The following is a 15644-nucleotide window of genomic DNA, read 5'->3' as shown; positions in this document are numbered from 1 at the left end:
ACTCGTTTACTTGAATTGCGACAGGAAGCGGAGATCGCCGTCGAAGAACTGGCGCAGGTCGTTCACGCCATAACGCAGCATGGCCAGGCGGTCGATGCCGGAACCGAAGGCGAAGCCGATGTAGCGCTCGGGGTCCAGCCCCATATTGCGTATCACCTGCGGATGCACCTGGCCCGAGCCCGACACCTCCAGCCAGCGGCCCTTCAGCGGACCGGAGCCGAACATCATGTCGATCTCGGCGCTGGGTTCGGTGAAGGGGAAGTAGCTGGGGCGGAAGCGGATCTCCATGTCCGTCGTCTCGAAGAACTGCTGCATGAAGTTCACATAGACGGCCTTCAGGTCCTTGAAGCTGACGTTCTCGCCGACCCACAGGCCCTCGACCTGGTGGAACATAGGCGAATGCGTCGCGTCGCTGTCCACCCGGTAGGTGCGGCCCGGCGCGATCACGCGGATATCGGGCATATGCTCCTGACCGGCGTACTTGCGCGCATGGGCCTGGGCATAGCGGATCTGCATCGGCGAGGTGTGCGGGCGCAGGTTGTACCAGCTGCCCTGCTCGTCCTTCATGTCGACGTAGAAGGTGTCTTGCATCGACCGCGCCGGATGGTTCTCCGGATTGTTCAGCGCCGTGAAGCTGAACCAGTCGGTCTCGATCTCGGGGCCGTCGGCGACCTCGAAACCCATCGATCCGAAGATCGCCTCGATGCGCTCCATCGCGCGGGTGATCGGGTGCAGCGCGCCGGTGCCACGCTGGCGGCCGGGTAGCGTCACATCCAGCGCCTCGGCCTTCAGCTGCGCCTCCAGCTCGGCGTCGGCCAGCGCCTGGCGGCGGGCGGTGAGCGCGTTCTCGATGCGCTGCTTGACCAGATTGATCTCGGCGCCGCGAGACTTCTTCTCTTCGGGCGAGAGTGCGGCCATGCCCTTGAGCAGCTCGGTCACGCGACCGGCCTTGCCCAAAAAGCGCGCCTTGGCATTCTCAAGCTCGGCCGGCGTGGCGGCCGTCGCGAATTCGCCCTGGGCGCTGAGCACCAGTTGATCGAGGTCGTTCATCGGATCGCAGTGAATAGAAAAGCAAATAAAAAAGGCCGAACACCAGGTGTCGGCCTTTGGAACTCGCCCCAAGCGCAAGAGCGCCAGGGGCGGCTGTCACCGCGCAGGCCTTGCGGCCCGCACGGCTTCAGCTTCAAGCGAGATGGGCCTTCACCTTGGCGACGATGCTGCCAAAAGCAGCGGGGTCACGCACGGCCAGATCGGCCAAGACCTTGCGGTCGATGTCGATCTGGGCCTTTTTCAGGCCGGCCACAAACTTGCTGTACGTCAGCCCCAACTCACGGCTGGCCGCATTGATACGGGCAATCCAGAGCTGGCGGAACACGCGCTTGCGGGTACGACGGTCACGGTAGGCATATTGCCCAGCCTTCATTACCGCCTGTTTGGCGATACGGAAGACATTCTTGCGGCGACCGCGGTAACCCTTGGCAAGGGCGAGGACTTTCTTGTGACGGGCACGGGCCGTTACACCACGTTTAACGCGAGGCATATATCTTCTCCTTCAGTCAGAGGCCAGCAGAGGGCAACATTTGGGCGATGGAGCCCATATCGCTCTTATTCACGTTGGTCGCGCCACGCAAATGGCGTTTGACCTTCGTGGACTTCTTCGTGAGGATGTGGCGCTTGAACGCCTGGCCACGCTTGACGGTGCCACCCGGACGGACGCGGAAACGCTTTTTCGCGCCGCTCTTGGTCTTCATTTTGGGCATGACTGCTCCTTTTAATTTGCTCCAGCAGGCGCCAGCAAACTTCTTGCCGGACTTGTAAGCCCGCTGGGGCTTCTTGCAAACCACCGATGACCAAATCGATGGTTCGAACTCTTGATTCCCTAGCGATGCATCAGCGCTTTTTCGGCGCCAGCACCATGATCATCTGCCGGCCTTCCAGCTTGGGCATGTTCTCCACCACAGCCACGTCGGACAACTCGTCGCGAATGCGTTCCAGCAAGCGCATGCCGATGTCCTGGTGGGTGATTTCACGACCGCGGTACCGCAGCGTGACCTTGCCCTTGTCACCGTCTTCGGCGATGAAGCGGCGCAGATTGCGCATCTTGATCGCGTAGTCGCCCTCATCGGTGCCGGGGCGGAACTTCACTTCCTTGACCTCGATGACCTTTTGCTTAGACTTGGCCTCGGCCGCGCGCTTCTGCTCTTGGTACTTGAACTTGCCGTAATCCATCAGACGGCACACCGGGGGATCCGCCTGCGCGGCAATTTCCACCAGATCCACGTCCAATTCGCTGGCCATGCGCAGCGCTTCTTGGACACTCACAATACCCAGCGGCTCATTCTCCGGCCCGTTCAAACGGACTTCCGGGGCCATGATCTCGCGGTTCAGCCTGTGCTTCCGTTCAGGAATGGCACGACGGTCGGCAAAAGTAGCGATGGTGCTTACCTTTCAAAGAGCCTCAAGGCAGAGAGACCCAAACAATGGATTTGCGCGCCCCGGCAGCTCTTTCAAGCCTTCTGGGCGATGTCACTAGCCAGCTTCTGGATGAAGTTTTCTAGGGGCATCACGCCGAGGTCCTGGTTGCCCCGAGCGCGCACCGCAACGGCCCCGCTTGCCTTTTCCTTGTCGCCAACGACAAGGATGAACGGAACCTTTTGCAAAGAATGCTCGCGGATTTTATACGTGATTTTCTCATTCCGCAAATCGGCCGTTGCTCTAAGCCCTTGTTTTTGCAGCGATTTCACGATTTCCTGGACGTAATCGGCCTGCGCGTCGGTGATATTGGCCACCACCACCTGCACCGGAGCCAGCCAAGTCGGCAGCGCGCCGGCATGTTCTTCGATCAGGATGCCGATGAAACGCTCCAGCGAACCGACGATGGCGCGGTGCAGCATCACCGGTGTCTTGCGGTCGCCAGCCTCGGTCACGTACTCGGCGCCCAGGCGCTCGGCCATGAAGAAGTCCACCTGCATCGTGCCGCACTGCCACTCGCGGCCCAGCGCGTCTTTCAGCGTGTATTCGATCTTCGGGCCATAGAAAGCGCCGTCACCGGGCGAGATGATGAATTCGCAGCCGGAGCGGCGCAGGCTCTCGATCAGCGCTTCCTCGGCCTTGTCCCAGCTTTCGTCCGAGCCGATGCGAGCCTCGGGACGCGTGGCGACCTTGTAGAGGATCTTGCTGAAACCGAAATCGGCATAGACCTTCTGCAGCAGGGCCGTGTAGTTGACGCACTCCTCCAGGATCTGGTCTTCGGTGCAGAAGATGTGGCCGTCGTCCTGCGTGAAGGCGCGCACGCGCATGATGCCGTGCAGGCCGCCGGTGGGCTCGTTGCGATGGCATTGGCCGAACTCACCGAAGCGCAGCGGCAGGTCGCGGTAGCTCTTGATGCCCTGCTTGAAGATCAGGATGTGGCCGGGGCAGTTCATCGGCTTGAGCGCGTAGTCACGCTTCTCCGACTCGGTCGTGAACATGTTCTCGCGGTACTTCTGCCAGTGGCCCGTCTTCTCCCACAGGCCCTGGTCAAGGATCTGCGGGCCCTTGACCTCCAGATAGCCGTTGTCGCGATAGACGGCGCGCATGTACTGCTCGACGCCTTGCCAGACCGTCCAGCCCTTAGGGTGCCAGAACACCGTGCCGGGCGAATGCTCGTCGATGTGGAACAGGTCGAGCTCCTTGCCGAGCTTGCGGTGGTCGCGTTTCTCTGCCTCCTCCAGCATCTTCAGATGCTGCTGCAAATCGTCCTTGCTGGCCCAGGCCGTGCCATAGATGCGCTGCAGCATCTCGTTGCGATGATCGCCGCGCCAGTAGGCGCCGGCCACCTTCATCAGCTTGAAGTGCTTGAGCTTGCCCGTGCTGGGCACGTGGGGGCCACGGCACAGGTCCTCGAACTTGCCTTCGCGGTAAAGCGACACATCCTGGTCGGCCGGGATGCTGGAGATGATCTCGGCCTTGTAGTCCTCGCCCAGGCTCTTGAAGTAGGCCACCGCCTCGTCGCGCGGCAGCACGCGGCGCTCGACCTTCTCGTCCTTCTTGGCCAGCTCGGTCATCTTGGCTTCGATGGCGACCAGATCCTCGGGCGTGAACGGGCGCTTGTAGGCGAAGTCGTAGAAGAAGCCATGCTCGATCACCGGGCCTATCGTGACCTGGGCGTCGGGGAACAGCTCCTTGACGGCATAGGCCAGCAGGTGGGCCGTCGAGTGGCGGATAACCTCCAGGCCGGCGGGGTCCTTGTCGGTGATGATGGCCAGTTGCGTGTCGGCCTCCATCAGGTAGCTGGTGTCCACGACGCGGGCGCCTTCGCCCTGCCCCACGCGGCCGGCCAGAGCGGCCTTGGCCAGACCGGCGCCAATCGAGGCGGCCACATCGGCCACGGTCACGGCCTGTTCAAACTCGCGTTTGGAACCGTCGGGCAATTGAATCGAGATCATAGAAAACTCCGCAAGGGTGGCCGAAAAGGGCCCGGAAAACAAAAAAGCGCGGCATCGGCCGCGCTTGATTGATATGCAAAAGACGTGGGTGGTCGCGGCCGACTAAACCATGGTGGTGGTTGAGGTCGTAGTTCGCGGTGTCATAACCATGGCGCCTTTCCCCAGTTCTTGCAAATTCAGGATAGCTCCATTGTAGGTCAACTTGATCAGCGGCTCAGGTGCGGTGCAGGCGGCCATTCTCCAGACGCACCCGGTCTCCGACCTTTAGGCCGTCAAGCTCGCGGAAATCGTATTGCGCTTCACCGCCATGGTCGAGGCGCACGCGCACACGGTAGACCGTGTGGCCGCCACCGCTGCCATCACGCTCGATGGCATCACCGGCAATGGCGCCGCCGATCACGCCGATGGCCGTCATGGCCGCCCGGCCGTTGCCGCTGCCCATCTGGTTGCCGACCACGCCGCCGATCAATGCACCTGCCAGGGCACCACCGCCGGAGCCCTGCTTGGCCCCGGCCTGGGCCTGCTCGATGCTGCGCACCGTGCCGTACTGGGTTTGTTGGCCTTGGGCGGGCACTGCCGCCGGGTACTGGCCGTAGCGGTCTTGATCCCGGTGGCGCTGGTGGGCGCAGGCGCCCAAGCCAAGGATGATGGGAACGAGTATCAGAAGTCGGGACAGGCGGTTCATGGACGCTCCACTGGGATTGGTTCGGGGCCTGGCCCCGCGCGAGGATTCAACGGTGGCCGAGGCCCATCGGTTGAACACCGTTACATCTGGCTACATCACAGTGCCAAGCTGGGCACGCTGCTCAACTGCGTCAGCGCGGCGAATTCGTCGCGCAGGCGCTGGCTTTCGTCGACAGCACCTTGCCAGGCCTTGACCCGACCCGGCACGTCGAGCGCGTAATGCGTGAAATCGTTGCGGTCGGGCAGCTTGGCATTGGGCAGGGAGCGTACCCACTCGGGGTTGGGCGTCAGCAGCACGACGTTGTCCAGCGCCGCGGTGGCGCGATGGCGGTGCTTCAAGGCCTTGTCCAGCCAGCCGGGCACCACGGTCTTCTGGAAGTGCGGATAGAGCACCAGCCCCGGCTCGCTCATCTGCGCGTAGTTCAGGTGCAGGTGGTAGTCGGTGATGCCGCCGTCCCAGTAGGCGCCCAGCGGTGCGCCGGGGATGTCATGCACCGCCTGCAGCCAGAACGGGATCGAGCAACTGGCCAGCAGGCTGGGCTGGAAGTTGGTGGCAGCTAGCGCCACGACTTGGCTGCGATAGTCGCTCAGCGGCAGCGGAAGTGCCTCGCGGGGGTCTGAAAACACGACCCGCTCCAACCAGGCTCCCATGGCCCGGCGCTGCAGCAGATTGGCCGCGAACGCGCCGGCATAGCCCAGCGGCGTGCGCAGGCGCCCCTCGCGACCGAGGATGTGGCGGCCCCGCGAGGCGAAGATGTGAAGGCGGTAGCGCGGATGGCTCAAGACCTGGCCCTCGCGGCCACCGAAGCACTCGTCGAGCTTGGCCGCAAAGCCCTGGGTCACGGCCTGGGCGGTGGGCCGTTTGCCGGGTTCACCAGCGTACTGCTGATGGATATAGCCCTGGGCCAGCGCCTCGAACTCGGCCTGCGGGTCGGCCAGGCAGGCGGTGGCCATGCGCCAGGCACCGATCGAGGCACCCAGCAAATGGATAGTGTGGTCGGTGCCACCCAGCCAGGGGCCGAAGATGAACTGGTCCAGCGGATTGAGGATCAGGCCCTTGGGCCCGCCCGCCGCGGCCGGGACGATGCGCACATCGCTGGCGCGCAGGCCGTGCTCCAGCAGATGCCGGCGCGCCTTGGGGCCGGCGTGAACGTGCAGTGCCTGCATCCGCGCGGCGTCAGGCCTGCTCTGCGGCTTGCAGGGCGGCCAGCGCATCGAGCACGTCCTGCTCGCTGGCGGCCTCGCCGCGCTGCACCGGAGCCTCGGCCAGCGCCGCCGCCCCTTCCTGCTTCAGCCTGGCCACCCACTGGCCCGCCGCCTTGCCCTGCTCCAGGCCGGCGCTTTGCAGCAGCACCCTGCCCTGCGCATCGGTCAGCTTGAAGTAGAACTTGCCATCGGGCTCGCGGTATTGCTTGAACACCGGCAGCGCGGACTTTGCCTTCGCAGCCACGGCCGCCTGAGGCGCCGCCGCCACGGCGGTGAAACGCCGCAGGCCAACCGCCTCGCGCAGCTGCGCCAGGAAAGGTGCGGCAATGGCACGCGCCTTGGCCGCGCCTTCGAGCAGGATGGCCTCGATCTTCTCCGGATGCGCCAGCAGCGCGTCGTAGCGCGCGCGCATGGGGCCGATCTCGGCCTCGATCAGGTCGTACAGCCGCTGCTTGGCCTCGCCCCAGGCCAGGCCCTCGCGCAGCTGCTGGCGGAACTCCGCACGCTGAGCCGGGGTGGCGAAGGCGTCATAAATCGTCACCAGATGCGAGCCGTCCGGGTCCTTGGGTTCGCCGGGCAGTTTGGAGTCGGTGACGATGCGCGCAATCGCCTCTTTCAGGCCCTTGGCGCCACCCTCGAACAGCGGAATCGCGTTGTCGTAGCTCTTGGACATCTTGCGGCCGTCCAGGCCCGGCAGCAGGGCCATTTCCTTCTCGATGTCCGCCTCGGGCAGGACGAAGAACTCCCTGCCCTGGCCGAACAGATGGTTGAAGCGCTGGGCCACGTCGCGCGTCATCTCGATGTGCTGGGCCTGGTCCTGGCCGACCGGCACGCGGTGAGCATTGAACATCAGGATGTCGGCGGCCATCAGGATCGGGTAGCTGTATAGGCCCATCGTGATGCCGGCATCCGGGTCCTCGCCCGCGGCCAGATTGGCATCGACCGCGCCCTTGTAGGCATGCGCCCGGTTCATCTGGCCCTTGGACGTGACGCAGGTCAGCAGCCAGGTCAGCTCCGGGATCTCGGGGATATCGCTCTGGCGGTAGAAGGTCACGCGCGAGGTGTCCAGCCCGGCGGCCAGCCAGGTGGCGGCGATCTGCAGGCGCGAGGTCTCGATGCGGTCGGGCTCGTCGCACTTGATCAGGGCGTGATAGTCCGCCATGAAGAAGAAGCTCTCGGCCCCGCTCTCGCGGCTGGCCGCAATGGCCGGGCGCACCGCCCCCACGTAGTTGCCCAGGTGCAAGGTGCCCGTGGTGGTGATGCCGGTCAAAACGCGCTGAACCATTGCTCTTCTCTCTGTCGTGATGCGCCGAGTCTACTTTTATCAGGACTTCAGCTTGGCGAAGGCCGCGGCCATCGCCGAGGGGCCACTGGCCTGCGGCGCGGGCCGTGCAGCACCGCCGCCCGAACGCTCATTGCGCGCGGCCGGCCGGAAGCTGTTGTCGCTCTTGTTGCCACCCTTCGGCGCGGGCGTTGCGTCGAGCTTCATCGTGATCGAGATGCGCTTGCGGGCCAGGTCCACCTCCAGCACCTTGACGCGCACGACGTCACCGGTCTTCACCACCTCGCGCGCGTCGGTGACGAAGCGGTTGGCGAGCTGACTGACGTGGATCAGGCCGTCCTGGTGCACGCCCAGATCGACGAAGGCGCCGAACTGGGCGACGTTGCTGACCGTGCCTTCGAGAATCATGCCCGGCTGCAGGTCCTTGATGTCCTCGACGCCCTCGTTGAAGCGGGCCACCTTGAAGTCGGGGCGCGGATCACGGCCGGGCTTCTCCAGCTCGGCGAGGATGTCCTTGACCGTGATCGCACCGAACTTGTCGTCGGCAAAGGCCTCGGGCTTCAAGCTGCGGATCACGTCGCTGCGGCCCATCACCTCGACGGCCGGCTTGTTGACGGCCTTCAGGATGCGCTCGACCACCGAATAGGTCTCGGGGTGCACGCCAGAGAAGTCCAGCGGGTTGTCGCCGCCGCTGATGCGCAGAAAGCCTGCCGCCTGCTCGAAGGTCTTGGCTCCGAGGCCGGCCACATCCATCAGCTGCTTGCGGTTCTTGAACGCGCCGTTGCTGTCGCGCCAGCGCACGATGCTGGCCGCCACCGCATTGCTCAGGCCCGACACGCGCGACAGCAGCGGCGCCGAGGCGGTGTTCAGGTCCACTCCAACGGAATTCACGCAGTCCTCGACGACGGCGTCCAGGGTGCGGGCCAGCTCGCTCTGGTTGACGTCATGCTGGTACTGGCCGACGCCTATGCTCTTCGGATCAATCTTGACCAGCTCGGCCAGCGGATCCTGCAGCCGGCGGGCGATGGAGACGGCCCCGCGCAGGCTCACATCGAGATCCGGCAGCTCCTTGCTGGCGAACTCGGAAGCCGAATAGATCGATGCCCCCGATTCGCTGACCACCATCTTCTCGATGTGGGTGCCGGGCGCCAGCTGCTGGATGCGCTTGATCAGATCGGCGGCCAGCTTGTCGGTCTCGCGGCTGGCCGTGCCGTTGCCGATGGCGATCAGGTTCACGCCGTGGGTCGCGCACAGGCGGCCCAAGGTGTGGATGGAGCCTTCCCAGTCCTTGCGCGGTTCGTGCGGATAGACGGTATGGGTGTCCAGCACCTTGCCGGTGTCGCTGACCACGGCCACCTTGACGCCGGTGCGTATTCCGGGATCCAGGCCCATCACGACGCGCTTGCCGGCCGGGGCAGCCAGGAGCAAGTCGCGCAGGTTCTCGGCAAAGACCTTGATCGCCACCTTCTCGGCGTCGTCGCGCAGGCGGCCGAACAGATCGCGCTCGAGGCTCAAGGAGAGCTTGACCTTCCAGCACCAGCTGATGCTCTTGCGAATCAGGTCGTCGCTGGCGCGCTTGGCGTGGCTCCAGCCGAGGTGGCGGGCGATGCGGCCTTCGGCCAGGCTGGGTTGCCCAGGCACCAGTTCTTCATCGAGCACCAGCTTGGCGTCCAGGAACTCCTGGGTGCGGCCACGGAACACGGCCAGCGCGCGGTGCGAGGGCACGGTCTTGATGGACTCCTCGTAGTCGAAGTAGTCGCGGAACTTGGAGATGTCGGGGTTATTCTCGTCCTTGCCGGCCATCAGCTTCGACTGGAAACGGCCCTCCTCCCACAGCCACTCACGCAGCTTGCCGACCAGGGCCGCATCCTCGGCCCAGCGCTCGGACAGGATGTCGCGCACGCCGTCGAGCACGGCATAGGCATCGGCGAAACCGCCATCGGCGTTGATGAAGGCTGCCGCCTGTTCAAGAGGATCCAGCGATGGATCGGCGAACAGCTTGTCAGCCAAGGGCTCGATGCCGGCCTCGCGGGCGATCATCGCCTTGGTGCGGCGGCGCGGCTTGAACGGCAGGTAGATGTCTTCCAGCTCCTGCTTGGTCGGCACCGTTTCGATCGCAGCACGCAGCTCCGGCGTCAGCTTGCCCTGCTCCTCGATGCTCTTCAGCACCGCGGCGCGGCGCTCCTCCAGCTCGCGCAGATAGCCCAGGCGGGCTTCCAGATCACGCAGCTGGGTGTCGTCCAGGCCGTCGGTGGCCTCCTTGCGGTAGCGGGCAATGAAGGGGACGGTGGCGCCCCCGTCGAGCAGCTGCACCGCGGCAGTGACTTGCGCCGGCCGAACTTTCAGCTCGGCCGCGATTTGAAGCAGGATCTTTTCCAAGGCGGGACTCAGTGCGTAGAAAGAAGCAAGGCGAGAAATGGGGAGCGCGAGTTTGCCACAGGGTGACGCCAGGCCCTCAAGCTTCGGAGGAACCGGCCGAAATGACAAAAACGACACCACTCCCGCCCCATCTGACAGGAGCACCCATGTTCGACAAACCCCGTGTCCTGGCCCTTTCCAAAGGCCTCATGGACGGCAGCTTCGAGGCCGACCTCTTCTACCGCAAGCTGACCCATGCCCTGGCCGAGGAGATGGGCTGCACGCGGGCCAGCCTGTGGCGCTACCCCGACCCCCTGCTGCGCGACAGCATCGAGTGCCTGCGCCTGTATGACCGCACCGACGCCCAGTGGAGTGCAGGTGCGGTCCTGAAGGAGGACGACTTCGGCCCCTACTTCGAGGCCATGCGCCAGGACAATCTGATCGTTGCCGCCAACGCCCGCGCCAACGCCGTGACCAGTTGCTTCAACGAGATCTACTTTGAGCCTCTGGGCATCTACTCGCTGCTGGACGTCGGCATCAATATCGGGGGCGCGCCCTACGGCCTGTTCTGTTGCGAGAACACGACCGACATCCTCGAGTGGACAACGGCCCATATCGAGTACCTGCGCCAAGTGGGCACCCTGCTGGGCTTTGCGCTGAAGAAGGCCCAGGGTGAGCAGGGCGGGACGGCATTTGAGCAGTGATGGGGTCAAGTTGCGCGCATCCGAAAGCGCCCGGCAAGGGGGCCATGACGCTGCCGTGAGCCGGCGCCCTTGATCGCCCCATGAACAGGCTCAGGCCGCCGCGCGCGCCTCACCCAGGATGCGACACAGGGCCGCGTCGAGACTCGCCACCGTACGGTCGATGTTGTGCAGTTTGTCCAGGCCAAACAGACCGATGCGGAAGGTCTTGAAGTCGGCCGGCTCGTCGCACTGCAGCGGCACACCGGCAGCCGTCTGCAGGCCCTCGCCGAGGAAGGCCTTGCCCGTGTGCAGGCCGGCGTCATCGGTATAGCTGACGACCACGCCCGGTGCCTGGAAGCCCTCGGCGGCGACACTGCGCAGGCCCCTGGCGGCCAGCAGCGTACGCACCTTCCGGCCCAGCTCCTGTTGCTCGGCGCGCAGCTTGTCGAAGCCGTAGGCCTTGGTTTCAAGCATCACGTCGCGGGTGACGGTCAGCGCATCGGTGGGCATGGTGGCGTGGTAGGCATGGCCGCCGCCCTCATAGGTTTCCATGATCTGCAGCCACTTTTTCAAATCGGCGGCAAAGCTGCTGCTGGTGGTGGCATCGATGGCGGCGCGGGCGCGATCGCCGAGCATCACGAAGGCGCAGCAGGGCGAACCGCTCCAGCCCTTTTGCGGCGCGCTGATCAGCACGTCCACGCCGGTGGCCTGCATGTCTACCCAGATCGCGCCGGAAGCAATGCAGTCCAGCACGAACAGGCCGCCGACCTCGTGGACGGCGTCGGCCACGGCCTTCAGATAAGCGTCGGGCAGCAGGATGCCGGCGGCGGTCTCGACGTGGGGCGCAAACACCACCGCAGGGCGCTGTTCGCGGATCGCGGCCACGACCTCGTCAATCGGTGCCGGCGCAAAAGCCGCCTGACGACCGCTGGCCACCGGCCGCGCCTTCAGCACCGAGTGTTCGGTCGGGATGTGGCCCATGTCGAAGATCTGCGTCCAGCGAAAGCTGAACCAGCCATTGCGTATCACCAGGGCCTTCTGGCCGGTGGCGAACTGGCGGGCCACCGCCTCCATGCCGAAGGTGCCGCTGCCCGGCACGACGATGGCCGAGCGAGCCTTGTAGACCTCCTTCAAGGTGCCCGAGATATCGCGCATCACCTGCTGGAACTTGGCCGACATATGGTTCAGCGCGCGATCGGTGAACACCACCGAGTATTCGAGCAGGCCGTCGGGATCGATTTCGGGCAGCAAACCGGGCATGGAAGTCCCCTTTTTTGGATGGAGAAAGGCTGGTCAGCCAGCTTAGCACCGCCCGCGCAGGAAGGCCGCCGCGCCCTGCCCGGCAACCCTACCGCTGGCAAGGCTGGCCGTCAGCAGATAGCCACCGGTAGGCGCTTCCCAGTCCAGCATCTCCCCGGCCACGAACAGGCCGGGCCTGGTGTGCAGCATCAGGCCTTCGGTCAACCCCTCGAAACGCACACCACCAGCGGTGCTGATGGCTTCGGCCACCGGCCGGGCGGAATGCACGGAAACCGGCAGGGCCTTCAGCGCGACGGCCAGCTGCTGCGGGTCGTTATAGGCCTCCTTGCCGAGGAACTCATGCAGCAGGCCGGCCTTGACGCCCTGTAGCCCCAAGCGGCTCTTCAGGTGCGTGGCCAGCGAGCGCGGACCGCGCGGGCGGGTGACCTCGGCGAGCACGAAGGCGGCATCACGGTCGGGCAGCAGGTCCAGATGGAAGGTGGCGCGGCCCTGGGCGGCGATCTCGTCACGCAGCTGGGCCGAGACGGCATAGATCAGGCTGCCCTCGACACCGGTGGTGGTGACGACGAACTCGCCCTGGCGGCGGAACTCGCGGCCATCGCTGCCGGTGAACTGCAGCGCCACCGGCTTGATGGGCTCGCCGGCGAAGCGGCTGCCGAAGACGGCGCTCCAGCCGGGCGCATCCGGATGGGCCGGGGTGGGCGCCACATCGAAACCGCAATTGGCCGGGCGCAGCGGCGCGATGTCCACACCCAGCGGTGCCAAGACCTGGCACCAGCTGCCGTCCGACCCCAGCTGCGGCCAGCTGGCGCCGCCCAGTGCCAGCACGACGGCGTCGAAGCGCTCGGTGACGTCGCCCTGCGGCGTGCTGAAGCGCAGCGCGCCGTCGTCTGCCCAGCCCTGCCAGCGGTGGCGCATATGGAATTGCACGCCGGCCTCACGCAGCCGGTGCAGCCAGGCGCGCAGCAAGGGCGCGGCCTTCAGGCTGGTCGGGAACACGCGGCCCGAGGTGCCGACGAAGGTGTCTATGCCCAGGCCCTTGGCCCAGGCGCGGGTCTGCTCCGGGCCAAAGGCGCGCAACATAGGCTCGATCTGGGCGCGGCGCTCGGCAAAGCGGCTGCAGAAGGGCTCGAAGTCTTCCGAGTGCGTGAGGTTCAGGCCGCCCTTGCCGGCAAGCAGGAATTTGCGGCCCACCGAGGCCATGGCATCGAACACATGGACCTCGACGCCGGCCTCGCGCAGCTCCTGCGCGGCCATCAGCCCCGCGGGCCCGCCCCCGATCACGGCACAGCGGGGTGATTCGGCGGGGGGTGTGGACATGGGCGACCTCAGGCAATCAGGGCGCGCGAGTGTGCCACAGGCGCCAGTCAGTTGGTGCCCGAGCTTGCCGGGTACGGCAAGGTCCGGCACTCAAGGTCTTAGGCTGTGGCGCGCAGCGCCGCCCTCAGCTGCGCCCCCAGCTCGGGCTTGCCGGCAAAGGGGTCGGTCGGGTTGCGCTGCAGCATCACGTCTTCCAGCCGGGTCTGCACCGTGGCCAGCGACTTGGGATGGCTGAAGATATAGAACCGGTCGGCCTCGACGGCATCCATCACCAGCTGGGCGACATGGGCCGCGGTCAGCTTGCCGCTGGTCACCGCCTTGCCGCTCATGGCCTGGCCGATCAGCTGGCTCTGGGTCGGTTTGGCATCTGCCTCGGACAGCTCGGCCGGGCGGTTGCGCTCGCTCTGATGGATGCCGGTGGGCACGAAGAAGGGGCACAGCACCGAGGCGCTGATCTGGTCGGTGACCAGGCGCAGGTCCTGGTACAGCGTCTCGCTCATCGCCACCACCGCATGCTTGCTGACGTTGTAGACGCCCATATTCGGTGCATTGAGCATGCCGGCCATCGAGGCGGTGTTGACGATATGGCCCTCATAGGCCGGATCGGCCTTGGCCGCCGCAAGCATCATCGGCGTGAACAGGCGCACGCCATGGGCCACACCCATCAGATTGACGCCTATCACCCACTCCCAATCCTTGAGCGTGTGCTCCCAGATCAGGCCGCCGGCACCGACGCCGGCATTGTTGAACACCAGGTGCGGCGCACCGAAGCGCTGCTGCACCGCATCGGCCAGCGCCTGCATCTGCTCGGCCTTGGCGACGTCGACACGCTGCGCCAGTATCGGCACACCGCTGGCCTTCAACTCGGCGACGGCCTTGTCCAGCGCGTCCTGCTGCACATCGCACAACACCAGATTCATGCCCTTGACGGCGGCCAGGCGCGCCAGCTCCAGCCCGAAACCCGAACCCGCGCCGGTGATGACGGCGGTCTTGCCTTGAAATTGCTTCATATGTGCTGCTGATTAATCCTGGGCTTTTCGTAATTGATACCCGATGCGCGGGAAATGGACATGCACGGTGCCGGCGCGTTCGTCCTGGCGCTGGATCGTGACGCGCTCATGGCTCAGGCCCACCAGCATGCCGTCCACCGGGTCCTGGGCATAGTCGATGGGGGTCACGGTCACCGCCTCATCTTCCTCATAGCCCAGCTCCGGATTGATGGATACCGGCGCGTGGTGACCGCGGCTGGCCGCCAGGGCGATGGCCTCGGCACTGCTCATGGCCTGGTAGACGCCGTGACCGAAGGCGTTGACGCGCTCGAACCAGGCCCCCAGCCGCTCGAAAGGCCGCAGGATGCCGGCCACCGCGGGCGCCCGGCGTATGTACCAGACGCTTTGCGCCACCGAGAAATCGGCCACGCTGGCCTCGGCCCCGCAAAGGAAGGCGCGGCCATCGTGCAGCAGCGCGTCCAGCCAGACCAGATAGCTGTGCAGCTGGGCGGCGGCGTCACGGGTGCTTGGGCGCTTCATGCCTGCCGTCATCGCGGCGCGATCGGCGGCGAAGGCCTTCATGAACTCGGGGGGCGCGCCCTTGAAGATCTCGGCCGCACCGGCCGGCTGCATGGTGTACGGAATTGCCACCCAGAACAGGTCTGTGTCGGCCCACTGGGCGAGAATCTGGCCCGTTCCGGCGGCGGCAGCCGGGTAGATCGTCGGCTCCGGATGGTGCTGCTCGATGACCTGGCAGATCAGCGCCGTGTCACAGTAGATGTCGGAGCCGATCTGCAGAAACGGCGTGCGCCGGTAGCGACCGGTCAGCGCCAGCACATCGGGCTTGGGCATTACCACCGGCACGATCACCGAGCGCCAGTGCATGCGCTTGTAGCCCAGCACCAGCCGGACCTTCTCCGAGAACGGCGACCCGGGATAGTGATGAAGTATCAGCTCGCTCATGGTGCTCTCCAGAATCAGATGCCGGGGCGGCGCATGTCCACATGGGCAATGCCGTCTTCGACATATTGCTCGCTGACGGGCACAAAGCCCAGCCCCCCGTAAAAGGATTGCAGATGGGCCTGGGCCGACAGGAACAGCGCCCGGCCCGGCCACAGCTTCTCGCACTCGACCAGCGCCTGGACCAGCAACTGGCGACCCAAGCCGCCACCGCGTGCGGCCGGCGCGGTGACGACACGGCCAATCACCGGCTCCTCCGACTTCAGGCCAGGCGGCAGCAGGCGCAGATAGGCCTGCAGCCGGCCGTCATTGCGCCCTGACAGATGCCAGGCCTGCGGGTCCAGCCCGTCGGGGTCCAGATAGATGCATTGCTGCTCGATCACGAACACCTCGGAACGCAGCTGCAGCGCCTGGTACAGCTCGGCCGCCGTCAGCCCTGAAAAGGGCTTGCAGGTCCAACTCAAAGCCATGGTGA

At 65.5% G+C, this 15644-nt stretch carries 15 protein-coding genes; 1 reads left to right on the top strand and 14 read right to left on the bottom strand.

Features of this window, described 5'->3' with window-relative positions:
* Positions 1–6 precede the first annotated feature (6 nt).
* The 9 genes from pheS to DES47_RS00830 all read right to left on the bottom strand — a co-directional run bounded on the left by pheS (position 7) and on the right by DES47_RS00830 (position 9978).
* Positions 7–1050 (bottom strand): phenylalanine--tRNA ligase subunit alpha, encoded by a 1044-nt coding sequence (gene pheS / locus DES47_RS00870; protein WP_133698782.1) that lies wholly within the window; start codon positions 1048–1050, stop codon positions 7–9.
* A gap of 133 nt (positions 1051–1183) precedes the next feature.
* Positions 1184–1540: a 50S ribosomal protein L20 gene (gene rplT, locus DES47_RS00865; protein ID WP_133698781.1), complete on the bottom strand. Its 357-nt coding sequence runs from the start codon at positions 1538–1540 to the stop codon at positions 1184–1186.
* 16 nt (positions 1541–1556) lie between these two features.
* The gene (rpmI, locus tag DES47_RS00860) at positions 1557–1760 is read right to left on the bottom strand and encodes a 50S ribosomal protein L35 (RefSeq protein ID WP_133698780.1); all 204 of its coding nucleotides are present in this window, start codon (positions 1758–1760) and stop codon (positions 1557–1559) included.
* A gap of 130 nt (positions 1761–1890) precedes the next feature.
* A complete protein-coding gene (gene infC, locus DES47_RS00855; RefSeq protein WP_133698779.1) occupies positions 1891–2436 on the bottom strand; it encodes a translation initiation factor IF-3 in 546 nt (181 codons plus the stop codon).
* A 71-nt stretch (positions 2437–2507) separates the two neighbouring features.
* Entirely contained in the window at positions 2508–4427 is a 1920-nt protein-coding gene (gene thrS / locus DES47_RS00850) for a threonine--tRNA ligase (protein ID WP_133698778.1), read from the bottom strand.
* A 214-nt stretch (positions 4428–4641) separates the two neighbouring features.
* Positions 4642–5112 (bottom strand): glycine zipper 2TM domain-containing protein, encoded by a 471-nt coding sequence (locus DES47_RS00845; RefSeq protein ID WP_133698777.1) that lies wholly within the window; start codon positions 5110–5112, stop codon positions 4642–4644.
* A 95-nt stretch (positions 5113–5207) separates the two neighbouring features.
* A complete protein-coding gene (locus DES47_RS00840) occupies positions 5208–6278 on the bottom strand; it encodes a patatin-like phospholipase family protein (protein WP_133699667.1) in 1071 nt (356 codons plus the stop codon).
* 10 nt (positions 6279–6288) lie between these two features.
* Positions 6289–7602, bottom strand: a complete 1314-nt coding sequence (locus DES47_RS00835) for a tryptophan--tRNA ligase (RefSeq protein WP_133698776.1) — start codon at positions 7600–7602, stop codon at positions 6289–6291.
* A gap of 39 nt (positions 7603–7641) precedes the next feature.
* On the bottom strand, positions 7642–9978 hold the full coding sequence (locus DES47_RS00830) for a Tex family protein (RefSeq protein WP_133698775.1): 2337 nt from the start codon (positions 9976–9978) through the stop codon (positions 7642–7644).
* A 146-nt stretch (positions 9979–10124) separates the two neighbouring features.
* Here DES47_RS00830 and DES47_RS00825 point away from each other — a divergent pair, with 146 nt between their 5' ends.
* Entirely contained in the window at positions 10125–10661 is a 537-nt protein-coding gene (locus tag DES47_RS00825; RefSeq protein ID WP_166651800.1) for a GAF domain-containing protein, read from the top strand.
* A 90-nt stretch (positions 10662–10751) separates the two neighbouring features.
* On the opposite strand, the gene DES47_RS00820 is transcribed toward DES47_RS00825, so the two are convergent.
* The 5 genes from DES47_RS00820 to DES47_RS00800 form a co-directional block, all read right to left on the bottom strand.
* Positions 10752–11900 (bottom strand): aminotransferase class V-fold PLP-dependent enzyme, encoded by a 1149-nt coding sequence (locus DES47_RS00820; protein ID WP_133698773.1) that lies wholly within the window; start codon positions 11898–11900, stop codon positions 10752–10754.
* 42 nt (positions 11901–11942) lie between these two features.
* A complete protein-coding gene (locus tag DES47_RS00815; protein WP_133698772.1) occupies positions 11943–13220 on the bottom strand; it encodes a TIGR03862 family flavoprotein in 1278 nt (425 codons plus the stop codon).
* Between the two features lie 98 nt (positions 13221–13318).
* Complete coding sequence (locus tag DES47_RS00810; protein WP_133698771.1) at positions 13319–14230, bottom strand: SDR family oxidoreductase; 912 nt, start codon at positions 14228–14230, stop codon at positions 13319–13321.
* Between the two features lie 12 nt (positions 14231–14242).
* On the bottom strand, positions 14243–15172 hold the full coding sequence (locus tag DES47_RS00805; protein WP_133698770.1) for a glutathione S-transferase family protein: 930 nt from the start codon (positions 15170–15172) through the stop codon (positions 14243–14245).
* Between the two features lie 14 nt (positions 15173–15186).
* Positions 15187–15639: a GNAT family N-acetyltransferase gene (locus DES47_RS00800; RefSeq protein ID WP_133698769.1), complete on the bottom strand. Its 453-nt coding sequence runs from the start codon at positions 15637–15639 to the stop codon at positions 15187–15189.
* Positions 15640–15644 lie beyond the last annotated feature (5 nt).

This window comes from Roseateles toxinivorans (assembly GCF_004362525.1).
Classification (GTDB): Bacteria; Pseudomonadota; Gammaproteobacteria; order Burkholderiales; family Burkholderiaceae_C; genus Paucibacter; species Paucibacter toxinivorans.
This window is presented reverse-complemented; position numbering and strand designations above follow the sequence as displayed.

Excerpts from the sequence above, each read along its gene's own strand:
- pheS (WP_133698782.1), bottom strand. The coding sequence starts at position 1,050 with ATGAACGACCTCGATCAACTGGTGCTCAGCGCCCAGGGCGAATTCGCG.
- rplT (WP_133698781.1), bottom strand. The coding sequence starts at position 1,540 with ATGCCTCGCGTTAAACGTGGTGTAACGGCCCGTGCCCGTCACAAGAAA.
- rpmI (WP_133698780.1), bottom strand. The coding sequence starts at position 1,760 with ATGCCCAAAATGAAGACCAAGAGCGGCGCGAAAAAGCGTTTCCGCGTC.
- thrS (WP_133698778.1), bottom strand. The coding sequence starts at position 4,427 with ATGATCTCGATTCAATTGCCCGACGGTTCCAAACGCGAGTTTGAACAG.
- DES47_RS00845 (WP_133698777.1), bottom strand. The coding sequence starts at position 5,112 with ATGAACCGCCTGTCCCGACTTCTGATACTCGTTCCCATCATCCTTGGC.
- DES47_RS00840 (WP_133699667.1), bottom strand. The coding sequence starts at position 6,278 with ATGCAGGCACTGCACGTTCACGCCGGCCCCAAGGCGCGCCGGCATCTG.
- DES47_RS00835 (WP_133698776.1), bottom strand. The coding sequence starts at position 7,602 with ATGGTTCAGCGCGTTTTGACCGGCATCACCACCACGGGCACCTTGCAC.
- DES47_RS00825 (WP_166651800.1), top strand. The coding sequence starts at position 10,125 with ATGTTCGACAAACCCCGTGTCCTGGCCCTTTCCAAAGGCCTCATGGAC.
- DES47_RS00820 (WP_133698773.1), bottom strand. The coding sequence starts at position 11,900 with ATGCCCGGTTTGCTGCCCGAAATCGATCCCGACGGCCTGCTCGAATAC.
- DES47_RS00815 (WP_133698772.1), bottom strand. The coding sequence starts at position 13,220 with ATGTCCACACCCCCCGCCGAATCACCCCGCTGTGCCGTGATCGGGGGC.
- DES47_RS00810 (WP_133698771.1), bottom strand. The coding sequence starts at position 14,230 with ATGAAGCAATTTCAAGGCAAGACCGCCGTCATCACCGGCGCGGGTTCG.
- DES47_RS00805 (WP_133698770.1), bottom strand. The coding sequence starts at position 15,172 with ATGAGCGAGCTGATACTTCATCACTATCCCGGGTCGCCGTTCTCGGAG.
- DES47_RS00800 (WP_133698769.1), bottom strand. The coding sequence starts at position 15,639 with ATGGCTTTGAGTTGGACCTGCAAGCCCTTTTCAGGGCTGACGGCGGCC.